This window comes from Polaromonas sp. P5_D5 (assembly GCF_054049435.1).
Genome location: NZ_JBFUMJ010000001.1, coordinates 818,117 through 843,600, shown reverse-complemented (window position 1 = coordinate 843,600; position 25,484 = coordinate 818,117). Strand labels below are relative to the sequence as shown.

The following is a 25,484-nucleotide window of genomic DNA, read 5'->3' as shown; positions in this document are numbered from 1 at the left end:
TCAGACTGGCATGCGAAGGGCCGCATAGCCGACGGCCGAGGCCCGCAGGGCTCGCCGCGCCTGCGTCGCTGCCAGGCATTTCTCGACGATGGCCGGCTCCGATGTAAAGGGCGTACCACCTGGAAAGGGCGGCTTGGGGTCGTATTCGATCTGGAGCTGGATTTGCTTGGCTGTTTCGTCTCCCTTCAGCATTGCGACGACCTTCAAGGCCATGTCGATGCCGGATGTCACGCCGCCCGCAGTGAAGATATTTCCGTCCACGCACATGCGCTCTCTGGTGACGACGGCACCGAACGCCGGCAGAAAATCGATGGCCTGCCAGTGGCAGGTGCTTCGCCTGCCCTTGAGAAGGCCCGCGGCGCCGAGCAGCAGCGAACCCGTACAGATGCCGAAGATGTACTTTGCTGACTTTGCTTGCCTGCGGGTGAAATTGACCCACTCGGCATCCAGTATGGCGTCGTCGGTTCCAGGTCCCCCCGGCACCACCAGCAGGTCGCAGGGCGGTGCGTTTGCGATGGTCGTGGTGGGTGTCAGCGTGAGGCCGCGGTCCGAGCGGACTGGCTCCAGTGACTTCCCTACGAGCTCGACATGCACCCCCGGCACACGTGCCAGTACTTCAAAAGGCCCTGTCAAATCAAGTTGTGTCAGTGCATTGAAGAGAATAATATTAACTTTCATGAACACCCTCCTTAATACGCTGACGGTAAGGCCAGGTGCCGCAGGGACAGTGCCAAAAGCGGGCGAATGTGCGCCAAAATGGGTGGCATTTCTCTTGTTCGACGGCTTCCAGCCCATTGACCTCGCCGGGCCGTGGCAGGCATTTGCCACGGCAAATGAAGAGGTGGGCGTTCCGGCGTATTGCCTGATCACCATGGCACAGAAGGACGTTGTAACGAGCGCCGATGGTGCACTGAAAATCCATGTGAACCACGATCTGGGGGCTGCCGCGGCATTGCCGATCGATGCGCTGGTGGTACCGGGCGGTGGCGGTATCCATGCGGCATGTGCCGATCTTCAATTGGTCAACTGGCTGCGGGAAAGAGACCAGGCCACACGTAGAACCTGCAGCGTTTGCACGGGGGCCTTCCTGCTCGCCGCCACCGGGCTGTTGAGTGGCCGGGAGGTCACCACCCACTGGCGATCCGCCGAGAGATTGCAGCGGGACTTTCCGGACCTCAGGGTTAACGACGATAAGATCTACTGCGAAAGCGGCAAGTACTGGACCACGGCGGGTGTTACCGCCGGTATCGACCTCGCGCTGGCCCTTATCGAGCGCGACCATGGCGCCGACATCTCGCAGCGCGTTGCGCGGCGGCTGCTTGTCTATTTACGCAGGGACGGCGATCAGCGCCAGTACAGCCAGGCCCTGAGGATTCAGGATCGGGCCGTTGCACCATTTCGCCAGTTGATCGAGTTGTTGCAGGCCCGGCTTGATCACGAATGGTCCGTCGACGAGATGGCGGATATGTGCAATATGTCCCGGCGCACTTTTCAGCGCAAGTTTGCGGAAAACTTCGGCATGGGCCCCATGGCCGCACTCAACAGCTTGCGGTGTGAACAGGCGGAAATCCTCGCCAGCTCGGGGCGTTTGTCGGGGAAGGAAGTCCAGAGGCATACCAGATCGACCCGGGGTATTTCCAGGACAGCGGCGCTTGCTGATCGCCAAAGCCCCCGGGATTCACCGTCTGCACCCCGGGGGCGCCTATAAGTCAGTGCGTAGTTTCCAGATCTCAGGAAATAAAACCACATCCAGCATCTTGCGCAGGTAGCTGACGCCGCCGGTCCCACCCGTGCCGCGCTTGAACCCGATCACGCGTTCCACCGTGGTCACATGCCGGAAGCGCCAGAGCCGGAAAGCGTCTTCCAGGTCGGTGAGTTCTTCGCCGAGCTGGTAGAGGTCCCAGTATTTCTTCGGATCGCGATACACCACGAGCCAGGCCTGCTCAACCTCATCGCTTTCGACATAGCCTTGCGTCCAGTCGCGCTGCGTGTGGCTGGCCGGTACGGCCAGGCCGCGGCGGGCCAGCAGGCGCAGGGCTTCGTCGTAGAGTGACGGGGCCTCATACGCGGCTTGTACCTGCGCGAGCAGGTCGGGCCGGTGCGCATGCGGCTTGAGCATGGCGGCGTTCTTGTTGCCGAGTGCGAATTCGATGCAGCGGTATTGCGCGCTTTGAAAGCCGCTGGAGTTGGCCAGGTAAGGGCGTATCGCGCTGTACTCGGGCGGCGTCATGGTGGCCAGCACGTCCCAGGCGTGTACCAGCTGCTCCATGATCTTGCTCACGCGGGCCAGCATCTTGAAAGCGGCGCCCAGTTCGTCTTTCGCGACGTTGGCAATTGCCGCGCGCAGCTCGTGCAGCATCAGCTTCATCCAGAGTTCACTGGTCTGGTGCTGGATGATGAACAGCATTTCGTTGTGGTCGGGCGAGAGCGGTTTTTGTGCGCTGAGGATCGCGTCGAGCTGCAGGTAGTCGCCATAGCTCATCGACTGACTGAAGTCGAGCTGCGCTTTTTCGTCCCGTACGATGTCTGCGGGCGCTTGGGGTTTGTTGTCGTTGTTGTGGTTGTTCATCAGGTGACCGCGTGCTTCTGGTTGAATTCGGCTTTTTGCCACTCGGCGGTTGCCAGCACCTGCTTCAGATGCTCGACGGCATTCCACACGTCTTCAAAACCGATGTAGAGCGGCGTGAAGCCGAAGCGGAGGATGTCGAGGTGCTTGCCGGCGCCGCCGTCTCCGGCGCGGAAGTCGCCGATGACGCCGCGCGCGATCAGCGCCTGCACGATGGCGTAGGCGCCTTGGGTTTTGGTCAGACAGACCTGCGAGCCACGCTGGGCATGTTCGCGCGGTGTGGCCAGGCCTAGGCCGTGGCCGGCGCAGCGTTCTTCCACGAGTTGAATAAACAGGTCGGTCAGTGCCAGCGATTTTTTGCGCAGGGCCTGCATGCCACCGAACGTCTCGGCGGCCAGCACAGTGTCCAGTCCGCACTCCAGCGCGGTCATGCTCAGGATGGGCTGGGTGCCGCAGAGGTAACGTGAGATGCCTGCGGCAGGCCGGTAGTCCGGAGTGAATTCAAAAGGTGCTGCATGGCCCCACCAGCCGGCCAGCGGCTGCCAGAAGCGGTCTGCATGTTTGGGGTTGACCCAGACAAAGGCCGGCGCGCCGGGGCCACCGTTGAGGTACTTGTAGCCGCAGCCAATCGAGAAATCGGCTTTCGCCGCATTCAGGTCTACCGGCACGGCGCCCGCGCTGTGCGCCAGGTCCCAGACGGTGAGTACGCCTGCTGCATGCGCTGCGGCGGTTACGGCGGCCATGTCGTGCATGGCGCCGGTGCGGTAGTTCACGTGGGTCAGCATCAGCACGGCCACTTCGCTGGTGAGCGCGGCGGCAAGCTCTTCGGGCTCGACCAGTCGCAGCCGAAAGCCGCGTTCACGGCACAGGGCTTCTGCGATGTACAGGTCGGTCGGGAAGTTGCTGCGCTCGCTGACGATGACCTTGCGCGTGGGCGCGTCCTGGGCCGCGATGTGCAGTGCAGCGCTCAGCACCTTGTAGAGGTTGATGGACGTGCTGTCGGTGGCCACTACTTCGCCGGGGGCAGCACCTATCAGCCGGGCAATCTTGTTGCCCAGGCGTTGCGGCAGCTCAAACCAGCCGGCATTGTTCCAGGAGCGGATCAGGCCCTGGCCCCATTCGGCCGTCACGGCTTCAGCGACGCGAGCGGCGGCTGTTTTGGGCAGCACGCCCAGCGAATTGCCGTCGAAGTAGATCACATCTTCGGGCAAGGTGAATTGCTGGCGCAGCGTGCGCAGCGGGTCTTGCGCATCGAGGGCGCGGCAGTCTTGCAGAGTGGTCATGGAGTGGTCTTCATGGAAGTTCACGCAGGACTGCGCGAACGGGTGAGGCGTCGGCCCGGGTGAGTTTGAGCGGCAGGGCAATGAGTTCGTAGTCGCCTTCGGCCACGTCGTCGAGTACCAGGTTTTCGAGCACGCGCAGGCCGTGCGCCAGCAACTGGTGGTGGCTGGGCAGATCCTGGCTGGTGGCGGGGTCCACGCTGGGCGTGTCAATGCCGATAAGTGCTATGTTTTTGGTAGCTAGCAGCGCAAGCGTGGCGGGGGCTATGGCCGTAAATGACCCCCATGACTGACTGGCTGCCGCTGAGGTACGCAGCAACACGCGGGGCGGCAGGTTTTCCAGCGCATGGGCGATGTGTTCCGGCTGCACCAGCGGGCCGCAGTCCATGCAGTGGATCACGCGGCACGGCCCGAGGTAGGGCGCGAGGTCGAGTTCGCCGACGCTTGATTCACCGTTGGCATAGTGCAGCGGCGCATCGGCATGCGCGCCGGTGTGGGGCGATAGTGTGATGCTGTTGACGTTGACCGGGCAGTCCGGCGCCAGTGAAAAATGCAACTGCTGCGAATAGGCCGTGTCGCCGGGGAACACCGGGGCGTTTTCATCCACCGACGGTGAGATGTCCCAGAGTTTTCGCGGTGGTGATCTGGTGGAAGCGGGGGTGCGGGCTGTCATGGGTGCAAAGGTAGCACCGGCAAAAAAGCCGTGGTGTCGGTTATTTCCAACAATCTCAAAAATAGTTGAAACCTAAAGTACCTGACAAAAGCGGGCCGCGCAGTCGTCGGGCGCGGCCTGTGGAATCCGTCAGCCTCGGGCACAATTAAAGGCTGTAGCGCTCGTTGCGGCATCGATTTACCAGAACACCTTTACAACCCCCTTCAAAGAGACAAAAGGCACACCATGAATTCCGAGAACAAGTCCAGCGGCAAAGTCGCACTCGTCACCGGCGCGGGCACCGGAATTGGCAAGGCTGTGGCCCTGGCCCTGCTGCGTGAAGGCTACAGCGTGGCGCTGGTGGGCCGTCGCGCCGAACCGCTCAACGAGGTTGCCAAAGAGTCGGGCACAGACCGCGCACTGGCTTTGCCGACCGACGTGAGCCAGCCTGACTCCGTGGCGGCGGCATTCGCCAGGGTCAAGGAAAATTTCGGCCGGCTGGACTTGCTGTTCAACAACGCCGGTGTGGGCGCGCCGCCCGTCAACCTCGAAGACATCACGTTTGAGCAGTGGACCAATGTGGTCAACATCAACCTGACCGGCTCCTTTCTCTGTGCGCAGGCCGCCATCAAGTTGATGAAAGACCAGTTGCCCCAGGGCGGCCGCATCATCAACAACGGCTCGATTTCCGCCCATGCGCCTCGGCCCAACTCAGCGCCTTACACCTCGACCAAACACGCCATCACGGGCCTGACCAAGTCGATCTCGCTGGACGGGCGCAAGTACAACATCGCCTGCGGCCAGATCGACATCGGCAATGCCATGACGGAGCTTGCGGCCCGCATGGCCAAGGGCGTGCCCCAGGCCAACGGCGAGATCGCCATTGAGCCGATGATGGATGCGAAGGAAGTCGCCGATGCGGTGGTGCACATGGCGTCGCTGCCGCTGTCGACCAATGTGCAGTTCATGACCATCATGGCCACGAAGATGCCGTTTGTGGGCCGCGGTTGAGGGATGTTGTGTTGAGCCCGGCGCATATTGCTCAAGGTATGCATGGTGCATAGCCAGGGCAATTGAGGGTTGCATGAAATGTGTTGTATTGTATGTATATGAGCAATACAGCATCTGATCTGGAACAGTACCTCGAAGAGTTGGCACGTACTGCCCAGCCCGGGGATCGCCTTCCGACCATTCGGGATTTGATGCGCCGGTTTGCCGTCTCCCAGATGGTGATTCAGCGCGCCTTCCAGGGCTTGAAAGCCAGGGGACTGATTGCATCGCAGGTAGGCCGTGGCACCTATTTTCGCGTGGAGGGTGAAGCCACCGGTGCCAGTCCGGGCGCCCAGCCATCGGCCGGCAGATCCGTGTTGCTGCTGCGCCGTTCCATCAGCATTGCCCGCGGCCGTGTGTTGATAGAAGGACTGCAGCGCCGCTTTACCGCCGACGGCCACCGCGTACTGGAAGTTTCCTACACCGATCCCGCCCATGCGCGGACCATCTTGAAGGGTTCGCCCCGCTTTGACGCCTGCGTGGTTCAGTCGAGCTACAAAACCATCACGATTGATTTGCTCGCAGCGCTGAAAGAGAAATGTGATGCGTTGGCCGTGGATGGCGCGGCCCTCGCTGGAGCTGACGTCGAGGTGGTCGGCATGGAATGGGGAGAGCCACTGGCTGCGGCGATCACGCTTTTGCAGCAGCAAGGCCATACGCGCATTGCGTATGCAACGACGTCGCACCCATTTCTGGCAACCCAGATGGGACGGCGGCGGTTCGACTACCTGCAGACCACCCTGACAGGAATTGAGCTTCAGGCGATCACTGTGCCGCACCTGCCTGATGAGAACTACGAAGCGGTGCTTGTGGGGATGATCAAGGCCAGTCTGGATGCCTCGGGGCAGCTACCTTTCAGCGCGTTGGTGGCGTGGGGCATCGAAGATGGCGCCAGATTCCGGGAACTGCTGCAAGAAGCCGGTGTTGGCATACCCGCACTGCTGAGCGTGGTGTTGCTGGGACGTACGGATCTGGCGAACGAGCACGCCAACTTCTTTGACACGGTCGGATGCAGCGTGGCCGATCAGATCGAATATTTGTATCAGGCCATCAATGCACGATGGGCCGACCCCTCAATCCCCTATGGCGTACGCCTGATTCCTGTCACCCGAAAAGCGGGTCAATCCATTGCAGTGCTGCCGCCTGCTGGCCAGCCGGCGGCGCAGGCTTCCCGCAAACCCGTCAAAACCCCCGGCGAAGCGCTTGCCGGGTCTTGATCATTTAGCCGAACGCGTGCTGTTACGCCTGGAATTCGATGGCAGAAACGGGCAGTGTGCGACCCTCTCGCGCACTCCGCAGTCCTAGCTCAATCAAACCGATGACCTGCATCGCCTCATTGGCCGTGACGGGGTTGACTCCCTTGCCATGGATGGCATCGCGTACTGCGCTGTAGTAGGCAGGGTAGTCACCCGCAACGCAGTTTATTTCGCGCCTTAAGCAAGCGCCATCAAGCCAAACTGAAACCTCGGCAGGCAAGGGATCAACTCCCCAGTCCAGGGCGGGCGCCCGCTTTCCGGCTTTTAGCGCATCCTCTTGTGGATCAAGACCCATCTTGACGAAACTGCCCAGGCTTCCATGCACTGTGAAGCGCGGCCCCGGGGCAAGCGTTAGAGCACTGCCATGCAGAATGATCCGGCTTTGGCCATAGCGCAGCACGGCGTGAAACCAGTCGGGAGTCTTGGCACCATCGCGTTGCTGCGCGAGGTCGAGCGCAATCGATTCGGGAAGCCCGAATAGCTGCAACACCTGATCCAGTAAATGTGCTCCAAGGTCGTACCAGAGTCCGCCGCCTGTATCGGCTTGTTCACGCCAGCGGGCAAGAACTTCCGGCCGGTAGCGATCAAAGTGCGATTCAAAATGAACGATTTTCCCCAGCTCACCGGAGGCAATGACCTGGCGCACCGTCAGGAAGTCCGCATCCCAGCGCCGATTGTGGAAGACGGAGATCAAGCGCCCGGCGGCCTGCGCTTTTGCCTGCAATTGCCGTGCTTCGTCCAACGTTACCGTAAAGGGTTTGTCGACCACCACATGCTTGCCTGCGGCCAGCCCCGCGCAAGCGAGCGAAAAATGTGTGTCGTTGGGTGTTGGTATCACCACAAGGTCAATGTCCGGACGCGCAAAAAGCCGCTCTGCAGTTGCCTCGACCTGCACATCGGGCCAGTCGGCATACACTTTGGAAGGATCGCTGCTTGAAATCGCAGCAAGCCTGAGCCCCGGGACTCCTGCTATCAAAGGCGCATGAAACGTTTTGGTGGCGTAACCGTAACCGACGATGCCAACGGAGAGAGTTTTAAGCACAAGGTGTCCCTTTTAGGTTGACCGCTTATCGAGGTTGCGTCACGCGCTCGACCGTCTCAATCGTGATTGCCGCCGATTCGCCCACATAGTTGCTCGCAACAAGTGCCAGGGCCAGGCCCTCAGGAAGCCCATGCTTTGCAAACATCGGGTGCTCACTGATGCTTGTTATAAACGGAACGCCTTCGGATTGGGACCGTTGCGCTGCTTCGTAGAGTACCTTGTGTGCTTCGTGGCGTCCCATCAGCCTGGTCAGCCGCATCATGACGGCTTCTGAAGCGATCAGGCCGTTCGATAATTCAAGATTGTGCCGCATCGCCTCAGTGTTCACGGTGAGACCCTTTGCCAGTGTGGCAAGGGTTTCGGCAATAGACGCCGAGATGATGGCGATTTCTGGAAGCAAGGTGTCGGTCACGTTGGTTGCCGACGAGTCGCCTTCGTCCATGCGCACCATGGCTTCAAGGGCCGCAGGCACCCGCATCCGCATCATGCGCGCAAGACTGACCAGCAGCAGCGCGGTGGAAGGATTGCGTTTCTGCGCCATGGTCGAGCTGCCTACCTTGCCCATATGAAACGCCTCCGCAACCTCCCCGATTTCTGTGCGCTGCATGAATACGATGTCTTGCGCGATTTTCTGCGCCGTCCCCGCAAGCAGTCCCAGTGCTGAAATGTAGTCGCACACGCGGTCATAAGACGAACGGCTTGGCAGCCCGGCTGGCGGTAACCCGAGTTGCTCAGCCATGCGGGCTTCCACGGCCCGGCCTTTGATGCCCATCGCCGCGAAAGTGCCTATCGCACCGCCCATACAAGCGACGAACGATGAGGCCAGGCGCAGCATCAGGCGGTCGCGGTCCCTGTCCAGTTCGTCGATCCAGCCGGCAAGCTTGAAGCCGAACGTCATTGGCAACGCATGCTGGCCGTGTGTGCGGCCCGCCATCACCGTGGCCCGGTGTTCCAGTGCCAGTCCGCCGAGTGCGGCGATGGCTGCATCCAGGTGACCCGTCAACAAGTGGTGTGTCTCGAGCATCTGCAGTGAACTTGCGGTATCGAAGATGTTCTGGGTCGTCGCCCCCCAATGGATATAGCCCGCTGCCGGGTCGCCACACAGTTCTTCGAACTGGGAGAGGACGGGAACGAGCGGATGTTGAGCAAACGCGATGTCCCGGGACAGGCGTTCCAGATCGAAGAGCCGGGCATCGGCCTTCTTCCCGATGATTTGCGCGGCCTCGGCGGGAATGACACCAAGCTCGGCCTGGGCACGAGCCAGTGCTGCTTCGACATCGAGCCATACCTGCAAAGTGGCCCTGTCGCTCCAGATGCGCTTGGCTTCGCCGCTGAACCAGTGGCCGGTGATAAATGACTCAAACATACTTGTATTCATGGGCTGCTTTGCTTGAAGCGGTATGCCTGTATTGGCCATGCTCGCTTAAAAATTTGTGATGGATACATATTGTATTTAAGTAATATCATGTTTTATATTGAATAAATTAGAAATTAATACAATTTACAATAAATATAAATACAATATACTCGCCATGCATTCAGCTGGTACATAAAACATGGAGACACGTCATGGAAGATCTTTTCGCTCGCCAGCGAGCCGGGCGTCGCAGGCTGTTGAACCAGCTTGCCTTGCTGGGCGCCGGCGCGTTATTCCCGGGCATTGGCCGCGCACAATCGGACAAGCCTGTATCGCTGATAGTCGGGTACTCTGCCGGCGGCAGTGCCGATCTGGTCGCCCGCGTTGTGGGTACCGAGCTGTCGAAGCGCCTGGGGCGTCAGGTCATCGTCGAGAACGTTGCGGGCGCCAGCGGCATGATTGCCGCGCAAAAAGTGCTCAATGCGCCAGCCGACGGTAACCTCATCTACATGGGAGGTACGGATACCGTGCTGGTGCCCATGGTCAATCCGAAAGCCAGGCTTGATTGGGAGAAGGACCTTCTGCCGGTTGGAAGAATGACCACGGTGCCCCTGGTATTCGCCGTCCCCGCGGGTTCGCCCCACGCGACGCTTTCCGACCTGGCGGGCGCGCTGCGAAAAAGCGGTAAAGAGAACTTCAATTACGCAACGCCCGGAATTGCGACGATGCAACATCTCTACGGGTCACTCATCAATAAGCAGGCGAAGGTGGAAATGTTGCATGTCCCGTACCGTGGCGGTGCCCAGATCGTGAATGATCTTGTTGGTGGCCAGGTGGACAGCGCGGTGCTGGTCTTGTCGACGGCAATGCCCTTTCTCAAGGAGGGCAAGATCAAGGCCCTGTCGGTGTCGGATAGTGCACGCGTTCCGCAGCTGCCGAATGTCAGGCGCATTGGCGAGGAAGAGGGCTTCAACGGAATTTCACTGCCGCTCTGGCAAGGCCTGTTTGTGAAAGCGGGAACCTCCCCCTCTATCGTGGCCGCTTATGAAAAGGCATTGCTGGACGCTCTCGCGCAGCCCGACGTGCGCACAAAGCTGGCGGAAGCCGGCATCACGGTCGCTCCGATGACCGGCCGTGAGCTTCGTGCGTTCGTCGGTCCACAGGCCGCGCTGTACCGCGAGATTGTGAAGACCGCAAAAATCACCATGGAATGACAAGCGGCTCATCCTGGCCCGGTTGCGATGAAAAAAAGATGACGGCATTGCCCGTCAGTCCTGGCGGCGATGGGCGGCTTTTGGCCGACATAGGCGGGACCAATGCGCGCTTCGCATGGCAGACCAGTGCCGGGGAATCCATCAATGACCTGGTGATATTGCCTTGTGCAGGATACGCCAGCCTTGCGGATGCAATCCGGCATTACCTGGGCGTCATGGGGCGAAGCGCCCCTCCTGACTGCGCAATCGCGATTGCCAATCCAGTGCATGGGGATCAGGTGCGAATGACCAATCATCGTTGGACTTTCTCGATCAAAGCACTGAAAGAGCAATTTGGATTCGCGAAGCTGCGGGTGCTGAATGACTTTACGGCGCTGGCCCTGGCGCTGCCCACGCTGAAGCCAGAGGAGTTGCGTCAGGTTCAGGGGGCAAAGGCCGCCCCTTTCGCTGCGATGGGTTTGATCGGGCCCGGTACCGGTTTGGGCGTTTCGGGGCTGTTGCCTGACGGGCAGGGTGGTTGGATCCCGATCGAGGGGGAAGGCGGACATGCCACTTTGGCGGCTTGCACTCCGCGTGAGCAAGCGGTACTTCATTGGTTAAGCCGCCGCTACGGTCACGTTTCGGCCGAGAGAGCCGTGTGCGGCCAGGGCCTGGTGGATATTTACCATGCCGTCAAAGAAGCCGACGGCTACGCACCTGATGTCAGACTTGATGCGGCGGGCGTAGCGTCAGCGGCTCTGGATGGGCGTGATCCCTGGTCCCGTGAGGCGCTCGATCTTTTCTGCGCATTCCTCGGAACGGTCGCGGGTAATCTGGCACTGACGCTCGGGGCTCGCGGCGGGATATTTATCGGCGGCGGCATCGTTCCGCGCATGGGAAAAGTTTTCGAGCGTACGGCGTTTGGGCAACGCTTCAAGGCAAAGGGCCGCTTTGCAGGGTTCCTGACAGACGTGCCGGTGTATGTCATTCAGTCCGGGCAATCACCTGCGCTTCGCGGTGCCGCAATTGCGTTGGACAGCCCGTCCGCTTCAGCGCCTGGTGTTCCGCGAGAAGGGTGACACGGCTCGCAGTGCCGATGGAGCCCACGCTCTATCGTTGATCCCTCAGCGTTTACGCGAGCTGCCCGAGCAAAAGGAACTCCATGAGTGCCTTTTGTGCGTGCATCCTGTTTTGGCTTCGGCACGCAGCCTGCGGTTGCTTCACGTGCGCTTTGCGCACATGAGCCTGCACCGAAACAGGCTACCGGCGCTTTGCGCCTGCACTCGCGTGTTACGCGAGCTGCCCGAGCAAAAGGAACTCCATGAGTGCCTTTTGTGCGTGCATCCTGTTTTCAGCCTCATCCCAGACCACGGACTGCGGGCCGTCGATCACGTCGGCTTCGACTTCTTCGCCGCGGTGGGCAGGCAGGCAGTGCATGAAAAGCGCATCGGGCTTGGCCGCGGCCATCATCTCGGCGTCCACGCACCAGTCGGCGAAAGCTTTCTTGCGTGCTTCGTTTTCGGCCTCATAGCCCATGCTGGTCCATACGTCGGTGGTGACCAGGTCGGCGCCGGCGCAGGCTTGCATCGGGTCCTTGAAGACTTTGTAGCTTTCGGCCGAACGGATGCCCGCGATGGACTGGTCAACCTCGTAGCCGCCCGGGGTGCTCACGTGCACCTTGAAGCCGAGGATTTCGCTGGCCTGCAGCCAGGTATTGGCCATGTTGTTGCCGTCGCCCACCCAGGCCACTGTCTTGCCTTTGATGGAGCCGCGGTGCTCGATGTAGGTGAAGATGTCGGCCAGGATCTGGCAGGGATGGAATTCGTTGGTCAGGCCGTTGATGACCGGCACGCGCGAGTGCTCGGCGAAGCGGTCGATCTTGGTCTGCTCGAAGGTGCGGATCATCACCAGGTCGACCATGCGGCTGATGACCTTGGCGCTGTCTTCAATCGGCTCGGCGCGGCCCAGCTGGCTGTCGCCGGTGGTCAGGTGCACCACGCTGCCGCCCAGTTGGTACATGCCGGCTTCAAAGCTCACGCGCGTACGCGTCGAGGCCTTTTCGAAAATCATCGCCAGCGTGCGGTCGACCAGTGGCTGGTGTTTTTCGTAGGTCTTGAATTTCTTCTTGATGATGGCGGCACGCTCAAACAAGTAGGCGTATTCGGCCGCGTTCAGGTCACTGAACTGCAGGTAATGCCGCACTAAAGGAGCCCCCACGCTTGCCACTGCGTGTGCTGCGCTGCCCCCCGAGGGGGCTAATTTTCCTTGGGGCGGCCCGGCGGAAAATTCTTTCGTTGCGGTCATGCTGATTTTTCTTTCAAAAGCTGCTTGATCAGCGGAACCAGGATGGCCACCGCTTCGTCGGCCTCGGCCGTGGTCATGATCAGTGAAGGCACCATGCGGATCACGGTGTCGGCGGTCACGCTCAGCAGCAAGCCGTTTTCGGCGGCGCGGGCGAGAAGTTCGCCGCAGGGCACCGTGAGCTCAATGCCCAGCATCAGGCCGCGGCCGCGGATTTCTTTCAGGCCCTTTTCACCGGCGAGTTCGCGAGCCAGCGCCGCGCGCAGGTGTTCGCCCACCTTTACCGCATTGGCCAGCAGGCCTTCTTCTTCCATGATACGCAGGGTTTCCACACCGGCGCGCATGGCGAGCGGGTTGCCGCCGAACGTGGTGCCGTGGTTGCCGGGGCCAAAGATGTGGGCGGCTTTGGGGCCGGCCACCACCGCGCCAATCGGCACACCGGAACCCAGGCCTTTGGCCAGCGGCATCACGTCAGGCTTGATGCCCGACCATTGGTGGGCAAACCATTTGCCGGTGCGGCCCATGCCGCACTGCACCTCGTCGATCATCAGCAGCCAGTCGCGCTCGTCGCAGAGGGCCCGCACTTCGCGCAGGTAGTCGTCCTTCATGCTGTTGATGCCGCCTTCGCCCTGGATGGCTTCAAAAAACACCGCGACCACGTTGGGGTTGTTGGCGGTGGCGGCTTTCAGCGCGTCGATGTTGTTCAGCGGTACCCGGATAAAGCCTTCGACCAGCGGGCCGAAGCCGGCCTGCACCTTGGGGTTGCCGGTGGCGCTCAGGGTGGCGATGCTGCGGCCGTGGAAGGCTTTTTCATAGACGACGATTTCCGGGCGCTCAATGCCTTTGTCGTGGCCGAACTTGCGCGCCAGCTTGAGCGCGGCTTCGTTGGCTTCCAGGCCGGTAGAGCAGAAAAACACGTTTTCCAGGCCCGACAGTTCGACCAGTTTGGCGGCCAGGGTTTCCTGCAGCGGCACATGGTAGTAATTGGAGCTGTGAATGATCTTGGCAATCTGCTCTTGCAGGGCCGGCACCAGCTTGGGGTGGTTGTGGCCCAGAGTGTTGACGGCGATGCCGCCCAGCGCGTCGAGGTAAGCCTTGCCGTTGACGTCCCAGACGCGGCAGCCCTGGCCGTGGTCCAGCGCGATGGGCAGGCGGCCATAGGTGTTCATCACGTGAGGGGAGGCGGCTTCGATGTGCTTGGGCAGGGCTGCGGTCATGGAGAACTCCGGAACAAGGGCTGTGACAGTGTGGAAAATCGGAGGCCCGCGACAAGTGAAGCGGGCCTGGGCTGATTTTAGGCGCAGAGTTTGCGGGCTTTTGTGACGATCCTGCATCACTGCAATGCAGGCGCCTGGCGCCTCCTGATGTTGAAAATCAGGCATCAAGTCTTATATAAGAGTCGCAAATAAGATAGAATTGTTGTGCGGTGCAGCATGGGGTGAATACGATCCCCTTCCCACGTCAGGCGCCGCAAAAACCCTCCATCCGATGGTCTCCAACACCGCCAAAGAAGTCTTCATTCAGGGTATTACCCGCGACGGCAAAACCTTCCGGCCCAGCGACTGGGCCGACAGGTTGTGCGGCGTGATGAGTCATTTCCGCCCGGGCGGCCCGCAGCCCGGCAGCCACCTGACCTACTCCCCCTGGTGCGTGCCCACCGTCATCAACGGCGTCAAGTGTGTGGTCGTTAACTCAGAGCTGCGCGAGGCCGAGCCCATGGCCTGGGACTTCGCCATCAACTTCGCCAAAGACAACGATTTACAGGTGGCCGAAGCCTGTTTAATTCCGGATCCCCCGCGCAAAGACTGAGGTTTTCGAAGCGCCCAACAAAAAAGCCGTCTTTCGACGGCTTTTTTGCTTTGCTGCAGCGCACCCTACAAAACGGCGGACGGTATTTTCGTTAGAAAGATGCCGTCCGGGCGATTTGCCTGATTACTCAGGCGGCCTTTGCGGGGGCCAGTGCCAGGGCTTTCACCTTGGCGGACAGGCGGCTCTTGTCGCGCGCTGCCTTGTTCTTGTGGAAGATGCCCTTGTCGGCAACCGTGTCCACAATACTTTGGGCCTTGGCGAACAGGTCCTTGGCTTTGTCTTTGTCACCGGCTGCAACGGCTTTTTCGACGTTTTTCACAGCGGTGCGGTATTTGGAGCGCAGCGAGGTGTTCGCAGCGTTGAGTTTGACGTCCTGGCGGACGCGCTTACGGCCCGACGCGAGGCGGGGGTTCTTTTTCTTGGGTTTGGCGGTAGCCATATATAAATTCCTTTAATCCTGGGGAGGAGTCTGTGGATGTTGCAGCAAAGCCCACGATTATAGCCCCCACAGTCGTTCACTGCGTGTAACTCCTTGCCCCCCGAGGGGGCCGCCCGCCTGTGGCCCGGCAAAGCCGGTTCCACGGCTCATGCTGGTGAAGAGGGGTTTGACAGTCATTTGCTATCAAATTGGTAGCGATTTTCGCTTGTTTTATAAGGGCTTGAAGCCGATTTGATGCCTGGATTCAGCGCTTTGAGCCGATTTTTCGGCACCGTATCAAGCCAGCTTGACATTGGTTGGGCGGTGCAAGGCCGAGGCTAAACTCCACGGGTGTCCCTATTCAAATCCGCCTCTACCGTATCCCTTCTGACCCTGGTCTCCCGAATCACCGGTTTGGTGCGGGAACTGCTGATTGCCTCGACTTTTGGCGCCAGCGCCATGACGGATGCCTTCAATGTGGCATTTCGCATTCCCAACCTGTTCCGGCGGCTGTTTGCCGAAGGGGCTTTCAGCCAGGCTTTTGTGCCGGTGCTGGCGGCCACTAAGGCCCAAAACGGCGAAGCCGAGACCAAACTGCTGATAGACCGGGTCGCCACTTTACTGGCCTGGGCGCTGCTTTTGACTTGCGTGGCCGGCGTGGCGGCAGCCCCGGTGCTGGTCTGGGCCATGGCCAGCGGCCTGAAGCAGGAAGCGCGCGGCTTTGAGGCTGCCGTGTTCATGACGCGCTGGATGTTTCCTTACATCGGCTTCATGTCGCTGGTAGCGCTGTCCTCGGGCGTGCTCAACACCTGGCGCCGGTTTGCCGTGCCGGCTGCCACGCCGGTATTGCTCAACCTTTCCATGATTCTGGCGGCCTGGTTGGGCGCTCCCTGGTTCAAGGCACACGGGATCGAGCCGGTTTACGCCCTGGGCGGCGGCGTGATGGTGGGTGGCATCCTTCAACTGGCGGTGCAGGTGCCGGCGCTGTTCCGGCTGGGGCTGCTGCCGCGCATTGGCTGGAACCCTTCTGCGATCAAGGCGGCCTGGGCCGATCCGGCCACCCAAAACATCACCCGGCTCATGGTGCCGGCCCTGCTGGGTGTCAGCGTGGCGCAAATTTCGCTTCTTATCAATACGCAGATCGCTTCGCACCTCACTCCCGGCAGCGTCAGCTGGCTCACTTATGCCGACCGCCTGATGGAGTTCCCGACCGCCATGCTGGGTGTGGCCATCGGTGTCGTGCTGATGCCGCAGCTGTCGGCTGCCAAAGCCGCCGGCGATGCGGCGCGCTATTCGGCCATGCTTGACTGGGGCCTGCGCATTGTGGTGCTGCTGGCCGTTCCCTGTGCCGTGGCCCTGATGACGTTTGCCCAGCCCCTGGTGGCCACGCTTTATCACTATGGTGCTTTTACCGACCGCGACGTGCAGCAGACCACCACGGCCTTGATGGGCTACGGCGCGGGCCTGTTGGGACTGGTGGCCATCAAGGTGCTGGCGCCCGGTTTTTATGCCAGCCAGGACATCAAGACGCCGGTGCGCATTGCGGTGGTCGTCCTGGTGGTGACACAGCTGCTCAATCTGGCGCTGGTGCCGTTTTTGCAACATGCCGGGCTGGCGCTGGCCATCGGTATTGGCGCGCTCATCAATGCGCTCTGGCTGCTGTGGGGGCTCAAGCGGCGCGGCAGCTACACGCCGGCGCCCGGTTGGGGCATGTTTTCGGCACAGGTGGTGGGTGCCAGTGCGTTGCTGGCGGTTTTCCTGCTGTGGGCGGCCGGGGCCGTGAACTGGGTCGGTCTGAAAGGCCAGTATCTGGAGAGAATAGGGCTGCTGGCGCTTGTCCTGATTGCGTCAGGCGCTATTTATTTCATAGCGCTATGGGCATCGGGCCTGAAGGTGCGAAAACTCCTGAAACACTGAGCTGTCGCCTTTTTCAGACTCTTCAAGGGCATTCCTTGATTCCCTTTTTGCGCCGGTTTATGAGACAGTAGGGTATGCAATTAAATCTGACCGTACCGTCTCCATTGCAGTATTTCTCCAGCCTTGTGGAAAGCGACGAGCATTTCCCCCTGCTGGAGGCCGCCGTCAGCCTGGCGCAGGACGAATACCCCGACCTTGACGTGCAGCAGGTGCTGGGCGACGTAGACCAGTTGCTGGCCCGCCTCAAGCGCCGCCTGCCTGCCGACGCTCCCGCGCTGCAGCGCCTGCGGGCACTGAACCAGTTCTTTTTTCACGACCTGAACTTTGGCGGCAACGTCAATGATTACTACGATCCCGACAACAGCTACCTGAATGCCGTGCTGCGCACACGCCGCGGCATTCCCATCACGCTGGCGGTGCTATGGCTTGAGCTGGCCCTGGGCTTGGGCCTGAACGCGCGCGGCGTGGCCTTTCCCGGGCATTTCATGGTGAAGGTCAACCTGCCCAAAGGCCAGGTTGTGATTGATCCGTTCAGCGGCCAGTCGCTCAGCCGGGAAGAGTTGTCCGAGCGGCTGGAGCCTTTCCGGCAACGCAGCAGTGCCGACGAAGAATTTGAGGTGCCGATGGGCCTGTACCTGCAGTCGGCGCCGCCGCGCGAAATCATCAGCCGCATGCTGCGCAATCTCAAGGAAATCCACAAGACACAGGAAGACTGGCAGCGCCTGATTCCCGTGCAGGACCGCCTGATCGTTCTGCAGCCCGAAGCATGGACCGAATACCGCGACCGCGGTCTGGCCTGGGCCGCGCATGGCGAGCCCGAGCGTGCCATTGCCGACCTGGAAATCTATCTTGCCAACGCCGAAGACGCGCTTGACATCGACACCATGGCCGAACGGCTGACCCAGCTGCGCCAGAGCCGTCACTGAGTCGCTCTGCCATCTCCCTGGTTTTTCTGCGGCTATTTGCTATTGATTTGATAGCTGCTTGCGCTTGTCAGAAGCGCGCTACGGCCACTTTCTCTCAAAGAAGTTCGATCTCGCTGAGCGTGAGAAAGCAGCTTTCTCGTGTGATCGCCACAAAGTCTTCCAGCCAGGGCCGGCCTGACATGGCTTGCGTGCACGCAACATAGAGGCGTCCCGTCAGGCCCTTTTTGCCCACCGGCCTTGCGGTCACGTAACCCCGGTCCAGATAACTTTGCACGGCCCATTTGGGCAGGGCGGCGATGCCGCGGCCACTGGCCACCAGTTGCAGCATGGCAATCGTCAGCTCGGTGGTACGGCGCGCAGGCCTGACGCCGGCCGGCTCCAGCACCTGGCGCACCACGTCGAGCATTTCGTCGGGTACCGGGTAGGTGATCAGGGTTTCGTTGGCGAAGTCCCTGGCCGTGAGATGCGTTTTCGCCGTCAGCGCATGCTCATTCGCCAGCAGCGCCATGATTTCAAAGCGGAACAGCGGGTGGAAATCCACGGCTTCGCTGGCGTCTTCTTCCGAGACGATGGCGATGTCGGCGCGGTCCTGCAGCACGAGTGCAATCGGGTCGGGGTGAAAGCCCGAAACAATGTCCAGTTCCACCTCGGGCCAGCGTGAGCGAAACGAATCCATGGCCGGCATCAGCCAGTCAAAACAGGTGTGGCATTCCACAGCGATGCGCAACTGGCCTGAACGCCCTGTGGCCAGCCGCGCCACATCCCGCTCGGCTTCCTCGACTTGCGACAGCACCGCGTCGGCCAGCGCCAGCAGCCTGAGGCCCGTGGTGCTGAACTGCGGGGGTACGGACTTGCGCTCGAACAGCGGCGTGGCGTAGCGCTCTTCGAGCAGCTTGACCTGATGCGAGAGTGCCGACTGCGTGAGGTTGAGCAATTGCGCCGCGCGCACCAGGCTGCCGCTGTCGCGCAGGGCGGTCAGTGTGCGCAGGTGGCGCAGTTCAAGGATGGACGGGCTCATCAGTTATTCCCTGCAGATCGATCAGTAGATTAATCGGTGAATCAATTATTTTCATATTGAAAGGCAATATCTTTCGTTTGAATAATAGTTGAATCTGGCCGACCATGCGTTCTTCTGTGATTGATTTGCATTGGGAGATAACTGGATGGTCCACACACATACCCTGGGTTTTCCGCGCATGGGCGCGAACCGGGAACTGAAATTCGCGCTCGAAAAACACTGGCGCGGCGAGATTGACCTGGCTGCACTGGAAGCCACCGGAGCCGGCCTGCGCGAGCAGCACTGGGCCGTGCAGAAAGAAGCCGGGCTGGACTTTGTCACGGTAGGCGACTTCGCTTTTTACGACCACGTGGCCAATCACATCCAGATGCTGGGTTGCGAACCGGCGCGCTTTGGCTTCACCGGCCGGGAGTCTGCCCTCAGCCGCTACTTCTCCATGGCGCGCGGCGTGAATGCGCACAGCGACCATACACACAGTGCCGACTGTGCGTGCGCGGATGGCAAGGCGGGCGGCGGCAGCTTCGCGCTGGAAATGACCAAATGGTTTGACACCAATTACCACTACCTGGTGCCCGAATTCAATGCAGGGACGCAATTCAGCCTTGCTTCGGAGCGCCTCTTCGATGAAGTGGCGCAGGCCCAGGGCGCCGGCCACCGGGTCAAGGCGGTGCTGCTCGGGCCACTGAGCTTTCTGTGGCTTGGCAAGGAAAAGACAGGCGGCGAAGAGCCCGGCTTTGACCGCTTCAGCCTGCTCGACAAACTATTGCCGGTGTATGCGCAGATTCTCGGGCGGCTGAAGGCGCAAGGTGTGGAGTGGGTGCAGATGGACGAGCCCATCCTGGGCCTGGATTTGCCCGAGCAGTGGCGCTACGCCTTTGAGCGCAGCTATTCGCAGCTTGCCCGCAACGCACCCCAGCTGCTGCTGGCCACCTACTTTTCGCCGCTGGCCGACAACCTGAGGCTGGCTTGCCAGCTGCCGGTGGCGGGCTTGCATGTCGATGCGGTGCGTGCGCCCGAGGAACTGGTGGGGGTGGCCGACTGGCTGCCTGCGCACAAGGTGCTGTCGGTGGGCATTGTGGACGGCCGCAACATCTGGCGCACAGACCCGGACGCGGCGCTGGCAAAGCTGCGCGCGGTGACTGCCAGGCACCAGGGCGAACTCTGGATCGCGCCATCCTGCTCGCTGCTGCACGTGCCTTTCAGCCTTGCAGCCGAGAACGCGCTGGATGCGGAACTGCGCGCCTGGCTCGCCTTTGCTGTGGAGAAACTGGGCGAGCTGCGCATGTTGCGCGCGGCGTTCACGGGAGAAGAGTCTCTGGTTGCCAGGGAGCTCGCTTCAGCCCGCGCGGCCGTTGCGGCGCGCCGGCGCAGCCCCCGTGTGCACCGGGCCGACGTGGCATTGCGTCTTGCACGCAGCGTTGCAGGCGACGATTGCCGCAGCTCACCTTTTCCGGTGCGCCAGGTCCTGCAGCGCGCCCGCCTTGCGCTGCCGCCGCTGCCCACCACCACCATCGGCTCGTTCCCGCAGACGCCGGAGATCCGCGCTGCGCGCGCAGCGTTCAAACGCGGCGAACTCGGCGCGGCGGGCTACCGTGAAAAGATGGAGGCCGAGATTGCGCTGGCCGTACGCAAGCAGGAGGCACTGGGCCTTGACGTCCTGGTGCATGGGGAAGCCGAGCGCAACGACATGGTGGAGTACTTCGGCGAGCAGCTTGACGGCTTTGCCTTCACCGCCAACGGCTGGGTGCAGTCCTACGGCTCGCGCTGCGTCAAGCCGCCGGTGATCTTCGGCGACGTGGCCAGGCCTGCGCCCATGACGGTCGAATGGACGGCCCATGCGCAGAGCCTGACGAAGCTGCCGATGAAAGGCATGCTGACCGGCCCCGTCACCATCCTGCAATGGTCCTTTGTGCGCGACGACCAGCCGCGCAGCCTGACCTGCGAGCAGATCGCCTGGGCCATACGCGACGAGGTGGTGGACCTTGAGAGGGCCGGCATCGGCATCGTCCAGATCGACGAGCCGGCCATTCGCGAAGGATTGCCGCTGCGCCGTGCGAGCTGGGCCGCGTACCTGCGCACCGCCACGCGGGCTTTTCGCATCAGTGCCTCGGGTGTGCGCGACGAGACGCAAATCCACACCCACATGTGCTACGCCGAATTCAACGACATCCTGCCGGAAATCGCCGCAATGGACGCCGACGTGATCACCATCGAGACCAGCCGTTCCGACATGGAACTGCTGCGCGGCTTTGGCGCCTTCAGGTATCCCAATGAAATCGGGCCGGGCGTGTATGACATCCATTCACCGCGCGTTCCCAGCGTGGACGCCATGGTGCGCTTGCTGCGAAAGGCCGCCAGCGTGATCCCGGCGGAAAACCTCTGGATCAATCCCGACTGCGGGCTGAAAACGCGGGGCTGGCCGGAAACCGAAGCGGCGCTCGGCAACATGGTGCGGGCCGCGCAAGAAGTGCGCAAGGAACTGGCGGCTTCCTGACGCGGTGCGCCCGGAGGGAGGGCGAATCAGGTGCCGCGCTTGAGGAAATGCGGAATCTGCATGCCGTCAGGAGAGTCCACATTGCGCGACATGGCCGGCGCCGTGCTGACCTGCACAGGCCGGCCGACTGCGCGTGCGGTGCTTTGTGCGGACATGCGCGCGCCATGCACCAGGGATTCCTGCGCGGGCATGAGGCTGTTGGGGAGCGAGCTGCCCAGGCGCGCGGACGCGGCTTTGGCTGCGGGCGGTGGGTTGAGCAGCCGGGCACCCAGCGTTGCGGCGGTCGAAGGCAGGGGCGCGATCATCCGGACCGGGGCTTTGGCCGGCACCGTCGCGTGCCCCCTTTCGGGCGCGTCGTTGGCGGCTTGCGGCGGATACAACGTGGGGCGCAGCCACTCCAGAATCGGTTGCCACTGCTGCAGGTCTTGCGTTGCGGCGCTGGCCGGCAGGTCAAATATCGTCATGCCGCGCTCCAGGCTGCGTACATACAACTGGGTTTCGCGCAGGGCACCCAGGAAAGGCATGCCCAGGCTTTCAGACCACGCCTGCAGCGTTTTTGCGGCACTGGTGCGTCCGTCGATGCGCATGCCCACCGTGGCGAGCCGGCAGCGGCCGCTGGCCACGCGCGGCATGGCCATCAGCTCGGCGTGGCACTGCGCGGCCGATTCACGGTCAAACATCGAATTGCACACCGGCATGACGATGACATCGGCAAACATCACCACGCGCGCCAGCTCAAAGCCGTGCATGCCGCCCGGCGTGTCAAGCACCACGTGCGTGATGCCGGTGGGCACACGCAGCATGTTTTTCTGGTCGACGGCCCAGGGCGCGATGGCGGGCAGCGCGGGGTCCCGGCGCTTGAGCCAGCTTCGCGCCGACTGCTGGCGGTCTACATCGCCCAGCATGACCGAGCTGCCATTGCGCGCGCACCAGGCGGCGATGTGCGCGGCCAGCGTGCTCTTGCCACTGCCTCCCTTGCGGTTGACGACTGCGATAACCGGCATGACTGCTCCAAAGACGGATCGATGGAACAGTTTGATACATAACTAACGAAAAGTCCAGTGACCCCAAGCGCCATGGGCGCACGCAGCTAGTGTTTTTGTAGCAAAACGGCCCGGCCGAAGGAGAGGGCAGCCCCAGGTCGTGGGGCGCGAGAGGGCGGTTGCGGCGGGCTTAGCCGACGGTGACGGCGGCGCCGTCGCCCTTGGGCGCGATCACACCGATCTCGTACACCTGCTCGCCGGCGTCACGCAGGGTTTTGGCGGTGGCTTGCGCATTGGCGGCGTCCACCACCACGACCATGCCGATGCCGTTGTTGAAGGTGCGGTTCATCTCGAAGTCGTCGATACCGGCGGTTTTCTGCAGCCAGGCAAACAGCTCGGTTTGTGGCCAGCTGCCCTTTTTGAGATGGGCGGCCGTGCCTTCGGGCAGCACGCGCGGAATGTTTTCGAGCAAGCCGCCGCCAGTGATGTGGGCCAAGGCCTTGATGGGATGCGCAGCAAGCGCGGCCAGCACGTTCTTGACGTACAGGCGGGTGGGCTCCATCAGGGCCTGCTTGAAGGGCTTGCCGTCAAGCTTTGCCGGAGCCGCAGCGCCGGCGCGTTCAATGCACTTGCGCACCAGGCTGAAACCGTTGGAATGCACACCGCTACTGGCCAGGCCCAGCACCACGTCGCCGGGCTTCACATCCTTGCCGGTCAGGATTTTGGATTTCTCAACCGCGCCGACAGCAAAGCCGGCCAGGTCATATTCGCCAGACGGGTACATGCCGGGCATTTCGGCGGTCTCGCCGCCAATGAGGGCGCAGCCGCTCAGCTCACAGCCCTTGGCGATGCCGCCGACCACGGCAGCAGCCGTGTCCACGTCGAGCTTGCCGCAGGCGAAATAATCGAGGAAAAACAGCGGTTCGGCGCCTTGCACCAGCACGTCGTTGACGCTCATGGCCACCAGGTCGATGCCCACGGTGTCGTGCATCTGCCATTCAAAGGCCAGCTTGAGCTTGGTGCCCACGCCGTCGGTGCCGCTGACCAGCACGGGCTCCTTGTAGCGCTTGGGCACCTCAAACAGGGCGCCAAAACCGCCAATACCCGCCAAAACGCCTTCCCGCATGGTCTTTTTGGCCAGCGGCTTGATGCGTTCGACCAGCGCGTCACCTGCGTCGATGTCGACGCCTGCGTCTTTGTAGCTCAGGGGGGAAGTGGAGGAGGTGGTCATGTGTCGGCTTTGATGCAGTGGGAGGGCAGGCGGTCAGAAGGCGGATTTGCAGCCCGGAGGCGGCCTGCAAGCCCGATAGAATTCAGCCTGAGATTCTAAAGGCTGCCCATCAGGCGCCTTTCGGGCCTTTCCAGGGACTTTTTCCGACGTTCCTTCCGGCAAGCTCAACCCAAGGCTGTATGCAATTCACCACCACCCAAAAACGCGCCACCGCCTGGTGCGCCATCGCCGCGCTGGTCATCCTGGCGCTGTGGCTGCTGGGGCCGGTGCTGGCGCCCTTTGTCATTGCAGCCGTGCTGGCCTATGCGTTGACGCCGCTCGTGAACCGGCTGGATGACATGGGCAAGGGCCGCCTGCCGCGCGTGGTGGCGGTGGTGCTGGTGGAGTTCCTCTTCATCGTGGCGCTGTTCGGCCTCTTTTTGCTGATTGTGCCCATCATGGCCAAGGAGCTGCCTGTGCTGCGCGAGCAGGTGCCGCTGCTGGCCGACAGGCTCAACACCAGCCTGGCGCCATGGCTGGCGCAGTTCGGCATCCATGTCGCGCTGGACGTCGGCAGCATCAAGGCCTTTGTGCTCAAGTACCTCAATGCCAATTTTGAAGACCTGTTCGGCTCGCTGATGTCGTCACTCAAGCTGGGCGGCAGCGTGGCGCTGGCCATCATCGGCAATGCCGTGCTGATTCCGGTGGCGCTGTTTTACCTGCTGATGGACTGGGATAAATTTGTTGCCCGTGTGCTTGAACTGGTGCCGCCGCACCTGCGCGCGGGTTTTGACAGCTTCACTGACGAAGCCGACTCGGTGCTGGGTCAATACCTGCGCGGCCAGCTGCTGGTCATGCTGATCATGGCGGTGTTTTATGCGGTGGGGCTGGCGCTGTTCGGTCTGGATCTGGCCCTGCCCATCGGCGTTTTCACGGGCCTGGCGATGTTCATCCCTTACCTGGGCTTTGGCCTGGGCCTGATGCTGGCGGTGCTGGCCGGCCTGCTGGAATTCGCTTCGCTCAAGGCGCTCGTCATGGTCGCCGTGGTCTACGGCATCGGGCAACTGGTGGAAAGCCTGTACCTCACGCCGCGGCTGGTGGGCGAGCGCATCGGCCTGCATCCGCTGGCGGTGATCTTTGCCTTGCTGGCTTTCGGCCAGATGTTCGGCTTTGTCGGTGTGCTGGTGGCGCTGCCGGCCAGCGCGGTGCTGCTGGTGGGCATACGCCGCATTAAAGCCAGCTATATGGCCAGCCGGCTTTACAACAAGGCCGGCTAAGGCTGAACAGGGTCAGGATGAACGCATGGCGGGCATGAAACAGATTGCGCTGGACATCGGGCTGGCTTCAGCCCCGTCGTTCGCCAATTTTTTTGGCGGGCCGAACGAAGCCGCGCTCCGGCACCTGGAACTGTGGGCCGGCAACACGCTGCGATCGCCGGTGCCAACCTACCTCTGGGGTGAGGCCGCCAGCGGCAAAACGCATTTGCTGAAAGCCGTGCGCGAAGCGCTGCGCGAGCAGGGTGCTGCCAGCGGCTGGATGGACGCCTCCATGCTGGAGCCGCCCGAGTTCAACGAATCCTGGGCGGCCGTCATCCTGGACGACTGCCATCTCTACACCGCGGTGCAGCAGCAGGCGGCCTTCAACTGGTTTGTCAACGCGCTCAGCGCGCCCGACGGACGTCCGCGCTGGGTGCTGGCCGCCGGCCAGATGCCGCCGGCCGACCTGGCGCTGCGCGAAGACCTGCGCACCCGGCTGGGCTGGGGCCATGTGTTTGCCCTGCAGGCCCTGACCGAACCCGAGCGGCGCGCCGTGCTGCGGCGCGAGGCCGATGCGCGGGGCGTGTTTTTGAGCGACGAGGCCATGGATTTCATGCTGACCCGCTTTTCGCGCGACCTGGGCAGCCTGATGCAGCTGCTTGACCAACTGGATGCATACGCCCTGCAAACCAAACGGGCTATCACGATTCCCTTGATCAAATCGATGCTGGAGAGCGAATAAGTGACTGTGACTGC

General features: G+C 61.8%; 23 protein-coding genes. 11 read left to right on the top strand and 12 right to left on the bottom strand.

What is annotated here, in order from left to right; genetic code table 11:
- Complete coding sequence (locus ACXJKE_RS04265; RefSeq protein WP_457279313.1) at nucleotides 1-678, bottom strand: DJ-1/PfpI family protein; 678 nt, start codon at nucleotides 676-678, stop codon at nucleotides 1-3.
- Nucleotides 679-760: 82 nt separating this feature from the next.
- On the opposite strand from ACXJKE_RS04265, the gene ACXJKE_RS04260 reads away from it, so the two are divergent.
- A complete protein-coding gene (locus ACXJKE_RS04260; protein ID WP_457279797.1) occupies nucleotides 761-1,708 on the top strand; it encodes a GlxA family transcriptional regulator in 948 nt (315 codons plus the stop codon).
- On the opposite strand, the gene kynA is transcribed toward ACXJKE_RS04260, so the two are convergent.
- The 3 genes from kynA to kynB are packed head-to-tail and all read right to left on the bottom strand — an operon-like array spanning nucleotide 1,703 to nucleotide 4,519.
- The gene (kynA, locus tag ACXJKE_RS04255) at nucleotides 1,703-2,569 is read right to left on the bottom strand and encodes a tryptophan 2,3-dioxygenase (protein WP_457279312.1); all 867 of its coding nucleotides are present in this window, start codon (nucleotides 2,567-2,569) and stop codon (nucleotides 1,703-1,705) included. The two genes, ACXJKE_RS04260 and kynA, sit on opposite strands and share 6 nt — an antisense overlap.
- Nucleotides 2,569-3,849 (bottom strand): kynureninase, encoded by a 1,281-nt coding sequence (gene kynU, locus ACXJKE_RS04250; RefSeq protein WP_457279311.1) that lies wholly within the window; start codon nucleotides 3,847-3,849, stop codon nucleotides 2,569-2,571. The genes kynA and kynU overlap by 1 nt, the downstream gene beginning before the upstream one ends.
- A 10-nt stretch (nucleotides 3,850-3,859) precedes the next feature.
- Nucleotides 3,860-4,519 (bottom strand): arylformamidase, encoded by a 660-nt coding sequence (kynB, locus tag ACXJKE_RS04245; protein ID WP_457279310.1) that lies wholly within the window; start codon nucleotides 4,517-4,519, stop codon nucleotides 3,860-3,862.
- Nucleotides 4,520-4,744: 225 nt separating this feature from the next.
- On the opposite strand from kynB, the gene ACXJKE_RS04240 reads away from it, so the two are divergent.
- A complete protein-coding gene (locus ACXJKE_RS04240; RefSeq protein WP_457279309.1) occupies nucleotides 4,745-5,509 on the top strand; it encodes an SDR family oxidoreductase in 765 nt (254 codons plus the stop codon).
- A 98-nt stretch (nucleotides 5,510-5,607) separates the two neighbouring features.
- On the top strand, nucleotides 5,608-6,765 hold the full coding sequence (locus ACXJKE_RS04235) for a GntR family transcriptional regulator (RefSeq protein ID WP_457279308.1): 1,158 nt from the start codon (nucleotides 5,608-5,610) through the stop codon (nucleotides 6,763-6,765).
- Nucleotides 6,766-6,787: 22 nt separating this feature from the next.
- Here the strand turns inward: ACXJKE_RS04235 and ACXJKE_RS04230 are convergent, their stop codons facing one another.
- Nucleotides 6,788-7,846 (bottom strand): oxidoreductase, encoded by a 1,059-nt coding sequence (locus ACXJKE_RS04230; RefSeq protein WP_457279307.1) that lies wholly within the window; start codon nucleotides 7,844-7,846, stop codon nucleotides 6,788-6,790.
- A gap of 25 nt (nucleotides 7,847-7,871) precedes the next feature.
- On the bottom strand, nucleotides 7,872-9,224 hold the full coding sequence (locus ACXJKE_RS04225) for a class-II fumarase/aspartase family protein (RefSeq protein ID WP_457279306.1): 1,353 nt from the start codon (nucleotides 9,222-9,224) through the stop codon (nucleotides 7,872-7,874).
- Nucleotides 9,225-9,415: 191 nt separating this feature from the next.
- Here ACXJKE_RS04225 and ACXJKE_RS04220 point away from each other — a divergent pair, with 191 nt between their 5' ends.
- Both ACXJKE_RS04220 and glk read left to right on the top strand, forming a co-directional pair.
- The gene (locus ACXJKE_RS04220; protein WP_457279305.1) at nucleotides 9,416-10,417 is read left to right on the top strand and encodes a Bug family tripartite tricarboxylate transporter substrate binding protein; all 1,002 of its coding nucleotides are present in this window, start codon (nucleotides 9,416-9,418) and stop codon (nucleotides 10,415-10,417) included.
- A gap of 38 nt (nucleotides 10,418-10,455) precedes the next feature.
- Entirely contained in the window at nucleotides 10,456-11,475 is a 1,020-nt protein-coding gene (glk, locus tag ACXJKE_RS04215) for a glucokinase (protein WP_457279304.1), read from the top strand.
- A 211-nt stretch (nucleotides 11,476-11,686) separates the two neighbouring features.
- Here the strand turns inward: glk and argF are convergent, their stop codons facing one another.
- Both argF and ACXJKE_RS04205 read right to left on the bottom strand, forming a co-directional pair.
- The gene (gene argF / locus ACXJKE_RS04210; protein WP_457279796.1) at nucleotides 11,687-12,598 is read right to left on the bottom strand and encodes an ornithine carbamoyltransferase; all 912 of its coding nucleotides are present in this window, start codon (nucleotides 12,596-12,598) and stop codon (nucleotides 11,687-11,689) included.
- Between the two features lie 98 nt (nucleotides 12,599-12,696).
- The gene (locus tag ACXJKE_RS04205; protein ID WP_457279303.1) at nucleotides 12,697-13,914 is read right to left on the bottom strand and encodes an acetylornithine/succinylornithine family transaminase; all 1,218 of its coding nucleotides are present in this window, start codon (nucleotides 13,912-13,914) and stop codon (nucleotides 12,697-12,699) included.
- A gap of 271 nt (nucleotides 13,915-14,185) precedes the next feature.
- Between ACXJKE_RS04205 and ACXJKE_RS04200 the strand changes: the two genes are divergently transcribed.
- Nucleotides 14,186-14,506 (top strand): DUF3579 domain-containing protein, encoded by a 321-nt coding sequence (locus tag ACXJKE_RS04200; protein WP_411885285.1) that lies wholly within the window; start codon nucleotides 14,186-14,188, stop codon nucleotides 14,504-14,506.
- 127 nt (nucleotides 14,507-14,633) lie between these two features.
- On the opposite strand, the gene rpsT is transcribed toward ACXJKE_RS04200, so the two are convergent.
- Nucleotides 14,634-14,945 carry a 30S ribosomal protein S20 gene (gene rpsT / locus ACXJKE_RS04195; protein ID WP_007864125.1) on the bottom strand — a complete coding sequence of 104 codons (312 nt, stop codon included), beginning with the start codon at nucleotides 14,943-14,945 and terminating at the stop codon, nucleotides 14,634-14,636.
- Nucleotides 14,946-15,275: 330 nt separating this feature from the next.
- Here rpsT and murJ point away from each other — a divergent pair, with 330 nt between their 5' ends.
- The gene (gene murJ, locus ACXJKE_RS04190; protein ID WP_457279302.1) at nucleotides 15,276-16,841 is read left to right on the top strand and encodes a murein biosynthesis integral membrane protein MurJ; all 1,566 of its coding nucleotides are present in this window, start codon (nucleotides 15,276-15,278) and stop codon (nucleotides 16,839-16,841) included.
- Between the two features lie 74 nt (nucleotides 16,842-16,915).
- Entirely contained in the window at nucleotides 16,916-17,767 is an 852-nt protein-coding gene (locus ACXJKE_RS04185; RefSeq protein ID WP_457279301.1) for a SirB1 family protein, read from the top strand.
- Between the two features lie 94 nt (nucleotides 17,768-17,861).
- On the opposite strand, the gene ACXJKE_RS04180 is transcribed toward ACXJKE_RS04185, so the two are convergent.
- Nucleotides 17,862-18,785, bottom strand: a complete 924-nt coding sequence (locus ACXJKE_RS04180) for a LysR substrate-binding domain-containing protein (protein ID WP_457279300.1) — start codon at nucleotides 18,783-18,785, stop codon at nucleotides 17,862-17,864.
- Nucleotides 18,786-18,930: 145 nt separating this feature from the next.
- Here ACXJKE_RS04180 and metE point away from each other — a divergent pair, with 145 nt between their 5' ends.
- Nucleotides 18,931-21,279: a 5-methyltetrahydropteroyltriglutamate--homocysteine S-methyltransferase gene (gene metE / locus ACXJKE_RS04175; protein ID WP_457279299.1), complete on the top strand. Its 2,349-nt coding sequence runs from the start codon at nucleotides 18,931-18,933 to the stop codon at nucleotides 21,277-21,279.
- A gap of 26 nt (nucleotides 21,280-21,305) precedes the next feature.
- Here the strand turns inward: metE and ACXJKE_RS04170 are convergent, their stop codons facing one another.
- Nucleotides 21,306-22,283 (bottom strand): division plane positioning ATPase MipZ, encoded by a 978-nt coding sequence (locus ACXJKE_RS04170; protein WP_457279298.1) that lies wholly within the window; start codon nucleotides 22,281-22,283, stop codon nucleotides 21,306-21,308.
- Between the two features lie 169 nt (nucleotides 22,284-22,452).
- Nucleotides 22,453-23,493: a phosphoribosylformylglycinamidine cyclo-ligase gene (purM, locus tag ACXJKE_RS04165; RefSeq protein ID WP_457279297.1), complete on the bottom strand. Its 1,041-nt coding sequence runs from the start codon at nucleotides 23,491-23,493 to the stop codon at nucleotides 22,453-22,455.
- A 179-nt stretch (nucleotides 23,494-23,672) separates the two neighbouring features.
- Between purM and ACXJKE_RS04160 the strand changes: the two genes are divergently transcribed.
- Together ACXJKE_RS04160 and hda are read left to right on the top strand one after the other, a co-directional pair.
- Complete coding sequence (locus ACXJKE_RS04160; RefSeq protein ID WP_457279296.1) at nucleotides 23,673-24,749, top strand: AI-2E family transporter; 1,077 nt, start codon at nucleotides 23,673-23,675, stop codon at nucleotides 24,747-24,749.
- A 34-nt stretch (nucleotides 24,750-24,783) separates the two neighbouring features.
- Nucleotides 24,784-25,470 carry a DnaA regulatory inactivator Hda gene (hda, locus tag ACXJKE_RS04155; RefSeq protein ID WP_457279795.1) on the top strand — a complete coding sequence of 229 codons (687 nt, stop codon included), beginning with the start codon at nucleotides 24,784-24,786 and terminating at the stop codon, nucleotides 25,468-25,470.
- The last annotated feature ends 14 nt before the right edge of the window (nucleotides 25,471-25,484 follow it).